11 protein-coding genes are annotated in these 16,048 nt (G+C 68.3%); 6 read left to right on the top strand and 5 right to left on the bottom strand.

Annotated elements, in window-relative coordinates; translation table 11 throughout:
- Positions 1-803: 803 nt before the first annotated feature.
- Positions 804-2,738: a coiled-coil domain-containing protein gene (locus E3Z34_RS05260; RefSeq protein ID WP_134772759.1), complete on the bottom strand. Its 1,935-nt coding sequence runs from the start codon at positions 2,736-2,738 to the stop codon at positions 804-806.
- A gap of 898 nt (positions 2,739-3,636) precedes the next feature.
- A complete protein-coding gene (locus E3Z34_RS05265; protein WP_202977024.1) occupies positions 3,637-4,932 on the bottom strand; it encodes a DUF6884 domain-containing protein in 1,296 nt (431 codons plus the stop codon).
- Positions 4,933-5,104: 172 nt separating this feature from the next.
- On the opposite strand from E3Z34_RS05265, the gene E3Z34_RS05270 reads away from it, so the two are divergent.
- Positions 5,105-8,182 carry a DEAD/DEAH box helicase gene (locus tag E3Z34_RS05270; protein WP_134772760.1) on the top strand — a complete coding sequence of 1,026 codons (3,078 nt, stop codon included), beginning with the start codon at positions 5,105-5,107 and terminating at the stop codon, positions 8,180-8,182.
- 20 nt (positions 8,183-8,202) lie between these two features.
- On the opposite strand, the gene E3Z34_RS05275 is transcribed toward E3Z34_RS05270, so the two are convergent.
- Positions 8,203-9,264: an ADP-ribosylglycohydrolase family protein gene (locus E3Z34_RS05275; protein WP_134772761.1), complete on the bottom strand. Its 1,062-nt coding sequence runs from the start codon at positions 9,262-9,264 to the stop codon at positions 8,203-8,205.
- Positions 9,261-10,712: an ADP-ribosylglycohydrolase family protein gene (locus tag E3Z34_RS05280; protein WP_134772762.1), complete on the bottom strand. Its 1,452-nt coding sequence runs from the start codon at positions 10,710-10,712 to the stop codon at positions 9,261-9,263. Before E3Z34_RS05280 ends, E3Z34_RS05275 begins: the two co-directional genes overlap by 4 nt.
- A gap of 93 nt (positions 10,713-10,805) precedes the next feature.
- Between E3Z34_RS05280 and E3Z34_RS05285 the strand changes: the two genes are divergently transcribed.
- The 5 genes from E3Z34_RS05285 (at position 10,806) to E3Z34_RS05305 (ending at position 14,885) form a co-directional block, all read left to right on the top strand.
- Entirely contained in the window at positions 10,806-11,369 is a 564-nt protein-coding gene (locus tag E3Z34_RS05285; RefSeq protein ID WP_134772763.1) for an SOUL family heme-binding protein, read from the top strand.
- 52 nt (positions 11,370-11,421) lie between these two features.
- Positions 11,422-12,183: an NUDIX hydrolase gene (locus E3Z34_RS05290; protein WP_238695360.1), complete on the top strand. Its 762-nt coding sequence runs from the start codon at positions 11,422-11,424 to the stop codon at positions 12,181-12,183.
- Complete coding sequence (locus E3Z34_RS05295; RefSeq protein ID WP_134772764.1) at positions 12,180-12,614, top strand: hypothetical protein; 435 nt, start codon at positions 12,180-12,182, stop codon at positions 12,612-12,614. The genes E3Z34_RS05290 and E3Z34_RS05295 overlap by 4 nt, the downstream gene beginning before the upstream one ends.
- 335 nt (positions 12,615-12,949) lie before the next feature.
- Positions 12,950-13,297, top strand: a complete 348-nt coding sequence (locus E3Z34_RS17620) for a DedA family protein (protein ID WP_158288607.1) — start codon at positions 12,950-12,952, stop codon at positions 13,295-13,297.
- Positions 13,298-13,418: 121 nt separating this feature from the next.
- Positions 13,419-14,885, top strand: coding sequence for a glycosyltransferase (locus E3Z34_RS05305; protein WP_134772766.1), 1,467 nt, complete (start codon positions 13,419-13,421; stop codon positions 14,883-14,885).
- A gap of 100 nt (positions 14,886-14,985) precedes the next feature.
- Here E3Z34_RS05305 and E3Z34_RS05310 read toward each other — a convergent pair whose 3' ends face one another.
- A complete protein-coding gene (locus E3Z34_RS05310) occupies positions 14,986-15,984 on the bottom strand; it encodes an LLM class F420-dependent oxidoreductase (RefSeq protein WP_134772767.1) in 999 nt (332 codons plus the stop codon).
- Positions 15,985-16,048: the final 64 nt, after the last annotated feature.

The following is a 16,048-nucleotide window of genomic DNA, read 5'->3' on the forward strand; positions in this document are numbered from 1 at the left end:
CGCAACTGACTCCTCATTTCCCGCTGTCGGCCGTCTCAAGGTGCGTCATACCGCCGCGTATAGCCCCCTGTGGGTGCCCCCTCGACGACCCTTGTTCACCGCACTGCAAGCCTCCCACCGTCCTGGGTGGTTGCCACGATGGCTGGAACCCGCCCACCGTTCACATGCCGTCGGCGTGACAAGCGCGGCCCTGGGCAGCGCCGATCGCTAGTTTGGGCAGGTGCGGATGTTGTGGCCGGAAAGGCCACAACCACTGCACGTATAGGACCGGGTGCTCACCTCCGAGGGGCCGATGGAGGCGGTGTCGACCCGACGGCTGACTTCGAACGAGCGCTCGGGCCAGCTGACTCGAAAGGTGGTCTCGGTCTGCCTCAGATCGACCCGCCGGTCGATCCCATTGTTGGTCTGCGCGATCGCCTCAAAAGCGCGACGCGCAGGGTCTCCTGCGCTGCTGTTCCGTGCCACCTCTCGCGACATCACGTCTCCTTCTGTGCCCCATCCGGAAGGCAGATGGTACAAGCGATGTCCCCTGCGGTGCAATGCCCGTAGCGTCTCTAACCAAGGGGGAGACGTGGTCGGCTGCCTACGCATCCACGGAACGCCAGCACGCGCAGGCGATCCTGGACTGCCAGGCCCCACCGATCTCTGGCTGAGGGTCCGGAGGCCGGTTGGCCGCGGTTAGCCGTGGAGGCGCGGCGAGCGACGCAAAGACTCTGCGTGACTGGAACGCCGTCACGATGGCTCTGACGCAAGAGTCGGACTGTGCGGCCTCAAGGGGCTTGGGTCGGCACGCTGCCGCCCACTCAGGACATGGTATTGGTCAGGTGCCGCCCGATATACCCCACATAGACCATCCCTGAGCTGGCGACATCGTCGTGATAATACATTCGCGGAGAGATCGACTTTGCGGAGGCAACCTTCACATGCGCTCCCATAAAAATGGTCTCGGACGGGTCAACGCAGGAAGGCACTGGCAACTCGCGTTGCTTACGCATCTTCGGGTTCGCCTCTACGGTTGTGGACTCGCCTGCCGCGTGGTTATTGGCGGACCACCCCGGGTAACCTGGAGGCGTCGTCTGGCAGTACGAGTGGAAATTTCCAGTGTGGTCCCCCGAAACTCGGGCGCTGACGTACCCGCTGAGCGCACGCAATCCGTCCCATGCTCGAGACGCCCACGTACCCCAAGGGTCGTGAGGCTCTAGTTCCAATGCCACTCCGCGATCACCGGTGAACACAATGCCGGGCAGCCTGCCCTCGTCCAACCATTCCAACATCTCTGAGAACGCACCTGGGGCTTCATCTGGCGTAGCCTCTTGCGCCCAGGCGACCTCTCCCATGTCGACCTTTGCGAGTTCGACCCGCAAGCGATCTCTTTCAGCTTCGAGCCGGCGGATTGAGTCCAAGGCGTCCGCAATTTCGAACTGTGCCTCGTCGAGATTCTGCCTCAACAGCGCCGTCTCCTCCGTAACGTCGGCGCTCTCGGCCTCCAACCGCTCCAGGCGGCCCCGCAGGACCCGTTGCGACAATTGGGAGGATCGACCAGCGAGCAGGACAGTACGAAGTGTCTCGACCAGAGTGGTCGGATCCTGCAGCTGCACCTTCCCGTCAGGTTCCTCCGAAAACTCGTTCACCAACTCAACGAGATGCCGTAGCAACAGGTCTGTCTCGACTGGCTCGACCTTGGGGAGATCCAGATCGCGTATCCGTGCCTGCTCCGCCGCGCCGGTGGCCTCGACGATGCCAGCCAGAGTCTTCTCAACTGATTCGCCCTCGGTGCCGCGCGCCTGATCTATCGGTATGTCCCTGGATCGTTCCACTGAACGGGACACGGATGTACGGGCAGCACGGGCTGCCCATTCAAAGACGAGCTCACTCTCCGACTTCGTCAAGAGGCGGTCCAGGCGCGTGAGTCTTGTAGGCAATGGCAAGGCCAAGCTGTGCCGACGTGTGGCTGAGGCTAACAACGCCCGAATGCGCCCGTCAGGAGTCTCGGCTAATGTGCGGGCGGATAGGAGCCGGTGTCTTCGAGCATCTACCGCGGAGGCAGGGTCGACCTCGGGAAGATAGGATCTTATGGAACCGGCTGGTACCGCGTGACTGCGGCCGACCTTCTGCTCCAGCGCGGCCGACGCTCGCTCGGTTAGGACATAAGTGGCGGCCATACCGACCGTCTCTTTAGTCCACAATGCGACTTGGTCAACCCAACGAATCTGGTCGGCTCCAGGCACGGGACCTGCAACCTGGAGGGGGACGGTCCGCTCCGGATCGCAGAAGGCGTCGATGAGTTCATCCACCTCGTCCTCGTCGATCACGAGTCGAGGTCGATCGTTAAGGCGTGCTGGACCGTTGTACGCCTCAACGGCACCAAGAATATTGCGCACTAGTCGCGGGGTCGCCGTGAATCGAGCCTGGCGGCTGCGCTGCTCCCCTTCGTCCTCTGAACGAGACGCCGCAGCGGGTGCCTCCACGGCAACCCACAGCCAGCCGGGCTCCCGTTCACCACTGGGCTGGTGGGCTGTGAGGGTCGTAACCCAGCGTCCAGCAGCGTTCTCTTCCTCCAGACGGTACCGGACAGCATGGGGAGCGTTCGGCGGGGTTAGCGCAACGGTCGTCAACAAGTGCCCGTCTGCCAGCACATGCATGCCGGGATCGGCCGGTACATGGTCAAACTTCTTGTGCCGAAGCCAGGCATGGAACTCTGTCTCGGCAAGTTCGAGAACGCGATCCTGCACGTTCAACACTGATCGGTACCCGACTGGCAAAACACCACCCCACATCGAACGCTGGTTTCGTCGCCCAGACTACCCAACCGGAGCGCGTTGCCTGCAAGGTGGGTGCTACGACACAGCGCACGGCGCAGTGGAGACACCCGCGCGAATGTCACTGGATCGGGGTTCGTAGGTTGGGCGGGTACGCGGTGGATGAGGTTCCGCGCCGGTCAGCCCGAGCTGACACCCGACGACCCTGGGCGTCAAGGCAGCAGGTTGGCTGGCGTATCGCTCGCCGGCGACTACGTTCGCTATGTTGCGCGGTGGCAATAGACAACCCCCGCCCTGGGAACGCAACCTCCTCCAGCCATAAGCTTGAGAACAAGACAAGATCAGATCACCAAGCGTGCTCAATCACTCGCCGTCCAGCAGCGACTAACGATCACGTTGGAGCTGATACAGAAGCCGCCGAGGCTGTTCTATATTGTGGGTTTCCTCTTGTCATACTTGCAGCTCCCGGCACAGGACAAGTTGAGCCCGGGGATGAAGCCGTTCAGCCTGCCCGCTATGTAAGCGGAGACACAGCTGTGATGCATGTCTCACGGCGCCGGTAGCATTATCTCGACGCTGTCTCGGCCTGACCAGGCGTCCTAGCCCGAGGCGGCTTTGAGCATGTGCGACTTATGACTGGCGTGGCGGAGGTCCTGTATTGGCGTGACCGAACGTCGCCGTGCAACCCGAGCGACCACAACGGGCCGCGCGTCATACCGCCGCTTTAGACGCACAAATCAAGACTGTCCGTCGGGGGCGGCTTCGACGCCTGGCATCCTGGTCGCCGCTGGTCGAGTGTGTCAGCGCGCACGGTTGACGACATTGGGTTTTCAGAGGGAGAGGTTCGAAGTCCGGTCACGTCCGGCAGGCTCTGACCTCAGCGTGCGTATTGCTTTCGCAGGGCAGAGAGCCGCTGTCGGAGCGGTGTCCGAGGGACCTTGGCGAGGTTCAACGGTGGGTCCAGCTCGCGGAGGATGTCCGTCTCAAGGGCATTCAGCGTGTGCGCGTTCGCCACAGGGATGAGCACGACGCGCAGGTGGGCATGCATCCAGAAGGTGAGTCGTGCTTCGTCGATGGTCGGCTGCCCGTAGGCGTGCGCCAGCACGGAGCCGATGCTCCGACGAAGGGTAGAGAACTCGTTGTTCTTGCCCAAGTGCATGGTGGAGATGCGGCCCCAGAGGGTGTTTGACGAGATCGCGCCGCTCTTGCGAGTCGCCCCGGCGAGTCCGGCGTAGATGAGGCCAGGAGCGATCTCGTGCTCAAGCCCCGCGGACAGGTCCTTTGCTCCGGCGTCGTCGACCCACCAGCTGTACATTCCAGGAGATCGCAGGCCACTTCCAGCCGTCTCCAGGACGTCGTCGAGCGCCCTCGCCCCTGAGCGGTCTGAGAGTTGCACGACGATCTCAGCCACGTTGTCGGTGGGGGCAATCTTCTTATGGAGGTACCACGAGAGGCGCTGGCCAATCGTCATCCCCTTGAGCTGGTCGACGATGACGGCGCCCTTTGGGCTGACAGCCGCGTCGACGGCCTTGACGTAGGTCGATCCGGCATGGATATCAAGGATGCGGCCCCGAAGCGGGCCGACGGCCTGCTCCAGCTGCTGCGCCACTTTCTGGCCCCAGCGCGCCTGGTAGGCGGGGCCCGTCTTAGCGAGGTAGCAATCGTACGGCTCGAGCCATTCGTCGGGAGCAACCAGGCCGTGTTCAGCAGAGAGGATGTACCACGGCTTACCAGTGCTCTCGGCGTAGGCGCGCATCTTCGCGAAGTAGGGCGAAGTGTAGAGCTCTTTCGCCGGTCCCCCGCATGTTTGCTTGCTCTTCACGCAGCCGATCAGCACGACGTCGGCTGCCGAAGGTACCGCAGGCCGGCTCGGAGATGTGAAGGGTGTCCCTGCGGGCCGTGCCGGGCCAGCCGGTATGAGGGAGCCGGCTTCACCCTTGCCCACGCTGAAACCCAGCTTCACTAGCAAGTGTTGGGCGCTTTGCGACTGGAACTCACTCTTGGCCAGGCCGGTGGCCAGCGCCAACACCTGCTTGACGGGCCACCGTGTCCCGTCGATGTCGACCCAGTACTGGTAGATCTTGTCAGGATGATGGTTCGCGAGACGCTTTCGCACATCGGTGTCCGACAACTCGAACCGCCGACCCGTGAGGGTGAACGAGATCGTGCCCACGAGCGCCTCCCTTCCGCTCTTCGGAGCTGCGCCACACTCCACTCTACGTGCGCGTTCTTGCTCGCTCACTGCGTTGCGCCGCTGATCTCCAGGACCCGACCGGGCAACAGGATAGGACGACGGGGGCCGCTCCCGCGGAACTCCATGAGTCCTCGTCTGACAAGCTGTGCGCATGGAACTGGGGGTCTACGAGAAGCTGATCACGGCCCAACTGCGTGCCACGCTGCAGTCTTTGGAGACTGAGCATGAGGCGGCGGTCGTGCCCGACGCTGAGGCCGCAACAGTCCTCAGCCGGCACGTTGGGGAGGTCCTCTCGCGCCGGCTCAGCGGGATCAGGACTGATGAGCAACGGTTGGCCCTGGTGAACAAAATCCTGCAGCAGGTGGAGCACGAAAGCGACGAGGTGCTACCGCCGACCTCGCAACTTGTGGCGGTTGTCAACGCGCAGGGGCCGGGGACGCCTAGCTCGATCAGGACACGTCCGGCGACGCCTCTCAGCGATGCGGCGCTACTGACCAATGCCAGAGGGGAACCCAACCTCGGGGCCGAGGTGAAGGCAGAGATGGCCTCGGCCGACGAGGTGGACCTCTTGCTGGCCTTCGTCAAGTGGCATGGCCTCCGACTGCTCACGCCAGAACTGAAGAGCCTGCGGGACCGCGGGGTTCCACTCCGCGTCATCACGACGACGTACATGGGGGCCACCGAACGCAAGGCGCTCGACCGCCTGGTGGCCGAGTTCGGCGCGGAGGTCAGGATTCAGTACGACGCTCAGCGCACGCGGCTTCACGCGAAGGCGTGGATGTTCCGTCGGAAGACGGGTTATGACACGGCATACGTCGGCTCGTCCAACCTGTCACGTGCGGCCCTGCTTGATGGCGTGGAGTGGAACGTCCGTCTGTCGAGAGTCGCAACCCCCGCCCTCCTCGAGAAGTTCAAGGCGACGTTCGACACCTACTGGAATGACCGCACGTACGAGCTGTACGACCCCGAACGTGACGGGGACCGTCTCGACGACGCGCTCGCCGAGGGCGCAGGTCGTAAGCAGCACTCCGGTGTCACGGTGACGCTGTCGGGACTAGAGGTCCGTCCGTTTCCCTACCAGCAGGAGATGCTCGAAGCCCTCGACGCCGAACGCAACGTTCACGACCGACACCGCAACCTTGTTGTGGCTGCAACTGGGACAGGGAAGACGGTCGTCGCCGCCCTGGACTACCGCGGTCTCTGCGAGGCGGCCGGAGAGAGGCCCTCGCTGCTGTTCATCGCGCATCGACGCGAGATCCTCGAGCAGTCCCTGCGCACCTATCGTGAGGTCCTCGCAGATGGAGACTTCGGGGAGTTGTACGTCGGTGGATCGCGCCCAGAACGCTGGCGCCACGTCTTCGCCAGCGTGCAGTCGCTGACTGCATACGGGGTCTCCAACCTCCCCCGCGATGCTTACGACGTCGTCGTCATCGACGAGTTCCACCACGCCCAGGCAGCGACCTACCGACGGATCTTGAACCACCTTCAGCCGCGAGAGCTCCTTGGCCTGACAGCCACGCCCGAGCGGACCGACGGGCTCGACGTCCGAGCCTTCTTTGAAGGTCGTACGGCCGTGGAGCTACGGCTGTGGGATGCCCTGGGCGCCGACCTCCTCTGTCCCTTCCACTACTTCGCCGTCGCGGACAACACGGATCTGCGCAACGTGTCGTGGACGCGGGGGCGCTATGACGAGCACGAGCTCGAAAACGTCTACACCGGCAACAACGCTCGCGCTCAGATTGTCGTGCAGCAGCTACGCGACAAGGTCCTTGACGTGGGTGCGATGCGCGGCCTGGGGTTCTGCGTCGGCGTGGAGCACGCCCGCTTCATGGCAGAGTCCTTCAACCGGGCGGGAATCCCCGCCAAGGCCGTGAGCGGCGACACCGCGCCAGCTGAGCGAGAGCAAGCGCTGCGAGACCTGCGGAGCAGGAAAGTCAACATCCTATTCGCGGCTGACCTCTACAACGAGGGGCTCGATCTGCCCGACGTCGACACCGTCCTTTTCCTTCGGCCCACCGAGAGCGCGACGGTCTTCCTGCAGCAACTGGGCCGCGGTCTGCGCCGGACTCAGGACAAGGCAGTGCTCACCGTCCTGGACTTCGTCGGATACCACCGCAGGGAGTTCAGGTTCGAGCCAAAGCTGCGAGCGCTCACCGGAAGCACCCGACGCGGACTCGTCCACGACATCGAGAAGGGCTTCCCCTTCCTGCCAGCCGGGTGCCAGATCGTCATGGATAGGCAGTCGCAGGCGATCGTGCTGGAGAACATCCGCACGCAGCTCTCCAACCGGTGGAGTCAGATCGTGGCGGAGCTGCGGTCCTACGGAGACCATGAGCTGGGGTCCTTCTTGGAGGAGTCAGGCGTCGAGCTCTCAGACATCCTGCGCCGCGGTGCCCACTCCTGGACCAAGCTTCGCCGCGACGCTGGGATGCCAAACCGCGGCGGTTCACCTCTAGAGGACAAGCTGCTCAAGCGGATTCGGGCTTTCGCTCACGTCGACGACAAGGACCGAGCCGAGTCCTACCGTCGGCTGCTCTCAGACGACGCTCCGCCCTTCCACGAGTTGTCCCCGGCGGAGCAGAGGATGGCACGCATGCTCTTCTTCTCGGTGTGGCCAGACGGGGGCGGTCATGCCTCCTACGCCGCCGGGATGGACGCGCTTCGAGCGGAGGAGGCGACAAGGGATGAGTTGCGCAGTGTCGTCGACCTGTCCTTCGATGCGGCCCGTCACCGGACCCCGGCGCTTGCAGGTGCTCTGAGCGGTATCCCATTGCGTGTGCACGCGAGGTATCAGCGCGAGGAGGTACTGGCGGCGCTGGGCTACGCCTCTTTGGAGAGGAAGCCGAACTCTTTCCGTGAGGGAGTGCTGTATGCCGCCGACGCGAACGTCGACGCCTTCTTCGTGACGCTCAAGAAGTCGGAGGCTGACTATTCGCCGACGACGATGTACCGCGACTACCCGATCAGTCCCACTCTGTTCCACTGGGAGTCGCAGTCCACCACCTCGGTCGACTCGAAGACCGGCCGGCGTTACATCGAGGGCGCCAGCAACGTCCTCATCTTTGCCCGCGAGGAGCAGAAGGACGAGTTTGGGACCAGCCCGTACCTGTTCCTCGGCCCAGCGCACTACCGCAGCCACACCGGCGATCGGCCCATTGCGATCACCTGGGAGCTCGAGCACCCGCTGCCAGCTGACTTCTTCGCCGCCGCAACCGTCGTCGCCGGCTGACGCGGCCGCGGGCGCCCAAGCTACGACCGCACGGCATACCTCTCCAGCCACCCCGCCAACCACGCCGTCCCGTCCGGCTCCCGCCCGAGCGGCGTCAGCATGACCGTCATCGCCAGGTCGGTGCCAAGGGCGTCGCACGCCCAGGCGAGCTCGCCGCGGGGGGCGCCGAGGGCGAGCAGGGGCGTGCTGCCGTTGAGGGCGCCGAGCAGGCCACCGGTCACGGCGGAGGTCGCGGTCCTGTCCGGCGCGAAGGACGCCAGCGCCATGGCGAGGGGGAACTCCTCCGGCGCGGGGTGGGAGAGCACGGTGTAGACCGCGGCGGCCAGCACGGACAGCGCCGTCCGGTCGGGTGCGAGCTCGGCCACCCGGTCGGGGTTGTGCGGGTCGGTCGTGGCGGCCAGCACCGCCGCACCGAGGCGGGCGGCGACGACGCCTGCGCCCTCGGCCTCCAACCGTTCGACCTCCTCCAGCCACGCGGTGTCCAGACCTCCCGGGTTCCTCAGGGCCGCCGCGCCCAGGCGGGCGCCGGCCGCGACGAGCGGGCCGATGAGCTCGTGGGAGTGGGTGGCGCGGGCGGCCTCGACCGCCGGCCACACGCAGTCCGGCCCCTGCTGCGCCACGAGCGTGGCGAAGGGCAGGGTCCGCACCAGGGCATGCGGCCCCAGGCTTCTCGGGCCGACGGCCAGCACCTCCGGGCCGTGCCGCAGCACGCGGACGGTGGCGGGCGCGCTGCCCCGGCGCACGGCATACCCGGGCACGTGCGACAGCAGGCTCTGACTGGAGCCGCGCTCGGGGGCGACCCCGGGGATCCCCTGCCCGACCGCCCACCGCCTCAGCGCGGCCAGGCTCTCGTGGCCCCAGTCGTGGTCGAGCCGGCGACCGGCCCGCTCCATCGTGCGGATCATGCCCTCGACCGTCGCGAGGGCCAACTGTGTCGCGACGCCGGCCGGGCGCACCGCGGCCTGGCTCATCAGGTGGTCGGCGCCGTCCCCGAGGGCGATTCCGTGCAGGATCCCGCGGGAGAGCTCGATCAGCTTGGCCAACCGGGCGGCGGACTGGAGATCCATGGTGTCCTCGCTCATCGCTGGGCCTCCGTCCAGAGCAGGCCGTCGATGTCGCGGCCGAGGGTGGTGGAGATCGCGGCGGCCGCGGCCGGGGCGTCGGCGCCGAGCAGCACCGAGTAGCGCAGGGCCACCGACGGGGTCCGGTGGTGCGCCGCCACGCAGTGCAGCAGCACCCGCCGCCCCTCCTCGCGCAGCTCCCTCACCGCCCGGGCCGCGTCGTCGAGCGCCCACCGCAGGTGCTGGTGGCTGCCGGGGTCGTCGTCGTCCACGATCCACGCGAGCGCGTGGTCCTCCGGCCGCACCCGCCCGGGCGCGATCTCATCACGACCCAGGCGGCACAGGGACACAACCGCGTCGACGCCGAGCTCCTCGACGCGCCCCAGGTCGGCGGTCGTCCCCAGGAGCACGTCGGGGTCCACGGGGTGCGGCAGGGCGAGCGGGCGCTGCCCGGTGCCCAGGTATGCAGTGCTCGGCCAGCCGGCCGCGTCGTCCCGGCCACCCCGGGCCGTAAGGATCGCCAGCCGCACCAGGTCGGGCGCTCGCAGCCCCGGCCATCCGTGGAGCTGCCGGGTCCAGGTGAAGGGGAGGCCGGAGGCGCCGTACCGCGCACCGAGCAGCCCGCCGGCGATGGCCGCGACCGTGTCGGTGTCGTGGCCGATCGCGATGGCGGTGCGCAACGCCTCGCCGACGTGGTCGGGGCTGGGCTCGGCCGGCAGCGTGTGCCAGATCGAGGACCACGCGGCCTGCAGGGCGGTGACGGTGAACCCGTTGGGGGTGAAGTGCCCAGGCGGGAGGGTCTCCGCCTCGTCGAGCCAGGCGGCCCAGGTCGACCGTCGGTCGGCCGGCAGCAGGTCGAGCCCGCCGCGCACGTCGAGGGCCCCGTCGAGGACGGCGCGGCGCACCGCCTCCGACCACAGGACGCAGGAGTCACCGGCCAGCGGGTCGGCGTGGGTGAGCTCGGCGACCGCACGGGCCGCCGCGGCCGTGGCGTCCCGGTCCTGGAGCCGCGTGAGCCCCACGACCGCGGTGCGCATGAGGGCACCGTTGCCGGCGGTGCGGCCGGTCCGCTCGTGCAGGTCGCGGGACGCCGTCCGGAGCACGTCGTGGCGGGGGACGGCCGGGTCGGCCCGCCGGGCAGCACGCAGGACGGCGCTGGTCTGCATCCCGATGTCGGCCGGGCCGTCGTCGAGCCACCGCTCGAAGGCGGCGGCCACCGCGATCAGGCCCAGGTCGCCCGTCAGGTCCGCGCCGGTGGCCGAGACCTCGGCGATCGCGATCGCCATCTGCGTGTCGTCGGACCACTCGCCGGGGGCGTAACCGCCCAGGCCGCCGCCGCTCATCCGCGGGCCGGCCGCCGGGTCGAGGGCTGCGGTGCCGAACTCGTACGGGACGCCCAGGGCGTCGCCGACGGCCTGGCCGAGGAGCACGCCGGCCGCGCGGTCGGACTGGACTGTCGTGAGTCTCATGGTGACCTCCTTCATTCGTGTCACCCTGACAGTAGAGCGCGCCACCGACATACCTGTCAACTCGACACAAAACGGGGGCGTAGCGTGACCGGCATGACGGAGAAGCAGGTCTACGAGCTGGTCCAGACCTATCGCGACTTCGAGCTGCGGCGCTACCCATCGCACGTCGTCGCCGAGGTGGTGGTCCGGGCGCCGTTCGCGGACGCGGGCAACGCCGCCTTCCGCACCCTCGCCGGCTACATCGGCGGGCAGAACCGGTCGGCCGGCAAGATCGCCATGACCGCCCCGGTCGTGCAGCGGGACGCCGAACCGATCGCCATGACCGCGCCCGTGCTGCAGACCCAGGGCGACGGCGAGGGTGAGTATGCCGTCTCCTTCGTGCTGCCCTCGACCTACACCCTGGAGACCGCGCCGGTCCCGACCAACCCCGCGGTGCGGCTGCACGAGCACCCGACCACGCTGGCCGCCGCCCGCCGCTACCGCGGCCGGTGGACCCAGGCGTCCTTCGAGCACCACCGGGCCCTGCTGGTCGACGCGGTCCGGGGCGCCGGGCTGACCCCGGTGGGTCCGCCGCGGTGGGCCCGCTTCGACCCGCCGATCGTCCCCGCGCCCCTGCGGCGCAACGAGGTCGTGCAGGACCTGGCGGAGGACGGGTAGCCGGCCCGCCCCATACCTGTCCTCCCGACACGAAACCGGTTAGCCTCCTGGGGTGCCGCACACCTCGGAGTACCCGCCGTTCTACGTCACCGTCGACCTCGTCATCCTCACCGTGCGCGAGGGGGCCCTCGGCGTCCTGCTCGTCGAGCGGGGGAGCGAGCCGTTCGCCGGTCGGTGGGCCCTGCCGGGCGGGTTCGTCCACCTCGACGAGGACCTGCCGGACGCGGCCTACCGCGAGCTGGAGGAGGAGACCGGGGTCGGTCGTAGCGCGGTCCACCTCGAGCAACTGGCGACCTACGGACGGCCCGACCGGGACCCGCGCCACCGGGTCGTGTCCACGGCATACCTGGCCGTCGGCGCCGACCTGCCCGAGGTGCGCGGCGGGTCGGACGCCGCGGACGCCCGCTGGTGGCCGGTCGGCCAGGCGCTCGGCCTGGACCTGGCCTTCGACCACCGGGAGATCCTCGGCGACGGGGTGGAACGGGCCCGCGCCAAGCTGGAGTACAGCGACCTCGCGCTGAGGTTCGTCCCCTCCCGGTTCACGATGCCCGAGCTGCAGGCGGTCTACGAGACGGTCTGGGGTATGCCGCTCGATCCGCGCAACTTCGCCCGGAAGGTCGTGCGGACCGAGGGCTTCGTGACGGAGACGAGGGGAGGAGCGACGCGGGGGCCGTGGGCGACCGGCGAAGCTGTATGCGGCCGCGGGTGCGACCGAGCTGCAGCCGCCGCTGCGGCGCGACTGAACGGGGTCGGTCCGGTGGCGTGCTGGACCAGGGATCAGCGCGATCGTGGTGCTGGCGCCGCACGCGGGTGAGTGCCACCCTGAGTCATGACCACCGACCGGACCCGGCGTCCCCGCGAGCCGCGCGGATCGTCACCCTCTCGCTCGAGGGTCTGACGATGGTGGGGGCCGCGGCGGGGGTGCAGGGGTTCCTGGCCGGCGCGTTCGACCCGCTCGTGGACCAGCTGCACGAGGCGTGGCCGCTGGTGGACGGGCGGGTGCTGCCGGCCGTGGCGCTCGGGGGCCTGGTCGCGGTGCCCCAGGGCGTCGCCCTGTTCCTCGGCCTGAGGCGCCACCCCCGGGCCGCGGACGCCGGCCTGGTCGTCGGGGTCGGCCTGGCGGCCTGGGTGCTGCTGCAGCTGCCGCTCATCGGGTGGGGCTCGCCGGTCCAGTGGCTCTTTGCCGGGGTCGGGGTCGCCCAGGCGGTCGGGGCGGCGGTGTGGCGCGCTGCAGCCCGACGTTGAGCGGGATCGGGGCCCCTCCCGGTGCGATACTGGGCCGCCAGCCCTGAGGAAGAGACCCCATGTTCGAGGCGCTCAACGCCTTCATCGAGACGCACGCCGACTCGCCCTGGCTGCTGCCCGTCGTGCTGCTGGTGGCATCATCGACGGCATCCTCCCCCCGGCCCCGGCCGAGAGCACCCTCGTCGCCCTGGCGGCCGTCGCCGCGGCCGAGGGCGAGCCGAGCATCGTCGCCCTCATCGTGGTGGCCGCCCTCGGTGGGTTCCTGGGGACAACCTGACCTACACGATCGGCAGGTACACCGGCTGGGTCGTTTTCAGGGCAGCGAGCGCCCGCGGGTGCGGGCCTTCTTCCTGTGGGTCGCGCGGATGCTGCTGCGGCACGGGGCCATGATCATCATCGTCTGCCGCTTCATCCCCGGCGGCCGACAGATGGTCAACCTCACCGCAGGAGCCATGGAGTTCCCGCGGCGACGCTTCATGCTCTTCGACAGCATCGCGGTGACCGCCTGGGCGGGCTACAACGTCGGCATCGGCGCGGTGGCCGGCGCCTGGCTGGAGGACCAGCCGCTCCTGGGGATGGTGGCCGCCCTCGTGCTCGCGCTCGCGCTGGGCTGGCTGGCCGAGCGTGCGGCCGCCCTCTGGCGGGCGCGGACCGAGAAGGAGATGGTGGCGGAGGCGACGTAACCGCCCGTATGCGCGAAGGGTGCTCCACTGAGCCTGGGGGCCAACAGCGTGTCTCGTGGTGCAGGTGAGACGCGTGTGACAGCCTCGGCATACCTGTCCCCCAGTCTGAAAGCTGGCCACCATGGCGTACGTCGTCGAACCTCCTTCCGTCGTGCGCACCGGACCCGGTGGCGCCACGACCTACGTCAAGCGAAATCCGTTGCTGGCCGTCTTCATCTTCACCGCCTGCCTGAGCCTTGTGGCCGGCTTCTGGGGTGGCCACGGTGCGGCCAGCTGGTACGGATGGGCCGTCTTCGCCATCCTCGGCACCAAGCTGGCTCTTTCTCTCATCCCTCCTCGCCGCTGGGCCGCGGCGCCTGGGGACCTGCGGGTCGGCGTCATCATCACGTCTTACAACGAGGACCCCCGTTATCTCGCCGCGTGCCTGGACTCCCTCCTGGCGCAGACCCGGCCGGCCGAAAGCATCGTCGTCGTCGACGACTGCTCGACGGACGAGGGCGGGCACCGACTGGCCCAGCGCTACGCCAGCCGACATCCCTCTGTCGTGGCACTGAGGCACCAGCACAATGCGGGGAAGCGGCAGGCACTCGCCACCGGTTTCCGTGAGCTCGAGGACAGGGCGGACGTCTTCCTGTGCGTGGACTCCGACACCATCCTCGAGGTCAACGCCGTCGAGGAAGGTCTGGCTCCCTTCTCCGATCCGCGGGTCACGGCGAGCACCGGTGTCGTCGTCGTCGCCAACCACGAGCGCAACCTCCTCACCCGGTTGGTGGACGTCCGCTACATCAACGCCTTCGTGGGCGAGCGCGCCGCATACTCGCGTCTCGGCTCCGTGCTGTGCGTGTGCGGGTCACTTGCGTTCTACCGTGCCGACGTCGTCCTGCGACACCTCGACGCCTTCCTGAACCAGACGTTCCTGGGTCAGGTGGCGACCGTGGGTGACGACCGGCACCTGACCAACTGGTGCCTGACCGAGGGGAAGGTCGTACTGGCCGAGAACGCCATCGCGCACACCGCGGCTCCGGAGCGGTGGAGCCACTACTTCCGTCAGCAGACCCGCTGGGGTCGCTCCTTCTTCCGCGAGTCGCTGTGGGTGTTGCGGCACCGCAGTCCCCGCATCCTGGCCTGGTGGCTCACACTGGTAGAGCTCACGCAGTGGCTGGTCTTCTCCTCGATCCTCGTCTACATCATCGTCATCCACCCGATGGTGACCGGTGACCTTCTCCTGGCTGAGTACCTCCTCTTCGTCGCCGTCATGGCCATGGCGCGCTCCGTCCGGTACTTCGACGTGAAGAGGCTGCACCAGACCCCCGGCTCCCGGCTCCACTCCTTCCTGGTGACACCGGTCTACGGCTATCTCACGGTCTTCGTGATGGCCCCGTTGCGTATGTGGTCCCTGCTGACCCTCAGGAAGAGCATCTGGGGGACCCGTGAGAACGGAGTCGAGGTGCGGGCGTCTGGTCTGGCATCCCTGCGCGCCCGCAACGCGGACCTCGTCGAACCGGCCCTGGCTGACGTGAGTGACGTCCGCGCCCAGGCAGGGGACGTCCGTCCAGAGGTGCCGACGTCGCGTGCGGTGGCCGTGTGAGCCGCGAGGGCACGCTGCGCGACGCACTGTCCCGGATCGGCGCCTGGGACTAGGACGTCGTCACAGCGCGCTTGGCTGGCGGCGTCCTTGTGACAACCCCTTACCCGGCCGCGGACCTCAACCTCTCCAGCAGGGGCTCGGCGCACTCCCGGAGGAACTGGTCCTGGCTCTCGCCACCGATCTGCACCAGAGCGATGTCGGTGAAGCCGGCCTCCCAGTAGGGCCGGACCGCCTCGACGATCCCGTCGAGGTCCGGCCCGCAGGGGATCTGCGCGGCCACGTCCTCCGGACGGACGAACTGGGTGGCCCCCGCGAAGCCGGCCGTCGTCGGCAGGTCCGCGTTGACCGACCAACCCCCGGCGAACCAGCGGAACTGGTCGTGCGCCCGCTCCACCGCCCGCTGCTCGTCCGGGTCCCAGCAGATCGGGATCTGGCCGACCGCCCGCGCCGGGCCACCGTCCCCGATGCGCGGGGCGCCGTCGGTGCCGTTCCACTGCTCGATGAGATCGCTCGAGGGCTCGGTCGCGACGAGGTGGTCGGCCAGCGGGGCGAACCGGGCGACGGCCTCCTCCCCGCCGACCGCGAGGGCGATGTCGACACCGTCCTCGGGGAGGTCCCACACCCGGGCCGACGGCACGTCGAAGTACTCACCCCGGTGTTCCACGAGCTCACCGGTGTGCAGGGCGCGGATGATCTCGACCGCCTCGGCCAGCATCTCCTGGCGGGTGCCCACGGTCGGCCACCCCTGCCCCACGACGTGCTCGTTGAGGTTCTCCCCGCTGCCCAGGCCGAGCGTGAAGCGGCCGTCGGCGAGGATCTGCAGCGTCGCGGCCTTCTGCGCCACGACGGCCGGGTGGTAGCGCATCGTCGGGCAGGTGACGTAGGTCATCAGCCCGACCCGCTCGGTCGCGTGGGCGACGGCGCCCAGGACGCTCCACGCGTAGGGGGAGTGACCCTGGGCCGACAGCCACGGGAAGTAGTGGTCGCTGCTCACCTCGAAGTCGAAGCCGCGCTCCTCGGCGGCGATCGCGAAGCGGACGAGGTCCTTGGGTCCGGCCTGCTCGGTCATCAGGGTGTAGCCGAAACGGATGTCGCTCATGACGCCATGCTCGCGGCCCGGCCGGGGTCGCGCCCGCCGAAGATGTCCCGCCTGCCGTCTGTCC

The organism is Ornithinimicrobium flavum (assembly GCF_004526345.1).
GTDB lineage: Bacteria > Actinomycetota > Actinomycetes > Actinomycetales > Dermatophilaceae > Ornithinicoccus > Ornithinicoccus flavus.

What these genes read in the sequence shown, in the direction of transcription:
- E3Z34_RS05270 (WP_134772760.1), top strand. Translation starts at nt 5,105, where the DNA reads ATGGAACTGGGGGTCTACGAGAAGCTGATCACGGCCCAACTGCGTGCC.
- E3Z34_RS05275 (WP_134772761.1), bottom strand. Translation starts at nt 9,264, where the DNA reads ATGAGCGAGGACACCATGGATCTCCAGTCCGCCGCCCGGTTGGCCAAG.
- E3Z34_RS05280 (WP_134772762.1), bottom strand. Translation starts at nt 10,712, where the DNA reads ATGAGACTCACGACAGTCCAGTCCGACCGCGCGGCCGGCGTGCTCCTC.
- E3Z34_RS05285 (WP_134772763.1), top strand. Translation starts at nt 10,806, where the DNA reads ATGACGGAGAAGCAGGTCTACGAGCTGGTCCAGACCTATCGCGACTTC.
- E3Z34_RS05305 (WP_134772766.1), top strand. Translation starts at nt 13,419, where the DNA reads ATGGCGTACGTCGTCGAACCTCCTTCCGTCGTGCGCACCGGACCCGGT.
- E3Z34_RS05310 (WP_134772767.1), bottom strand. Translation starts at nt 15,984, where the DNA reads ATGAGCGACATCCGTTTCGGCTACACCCTGATGACCGAGCAGGCCGGA.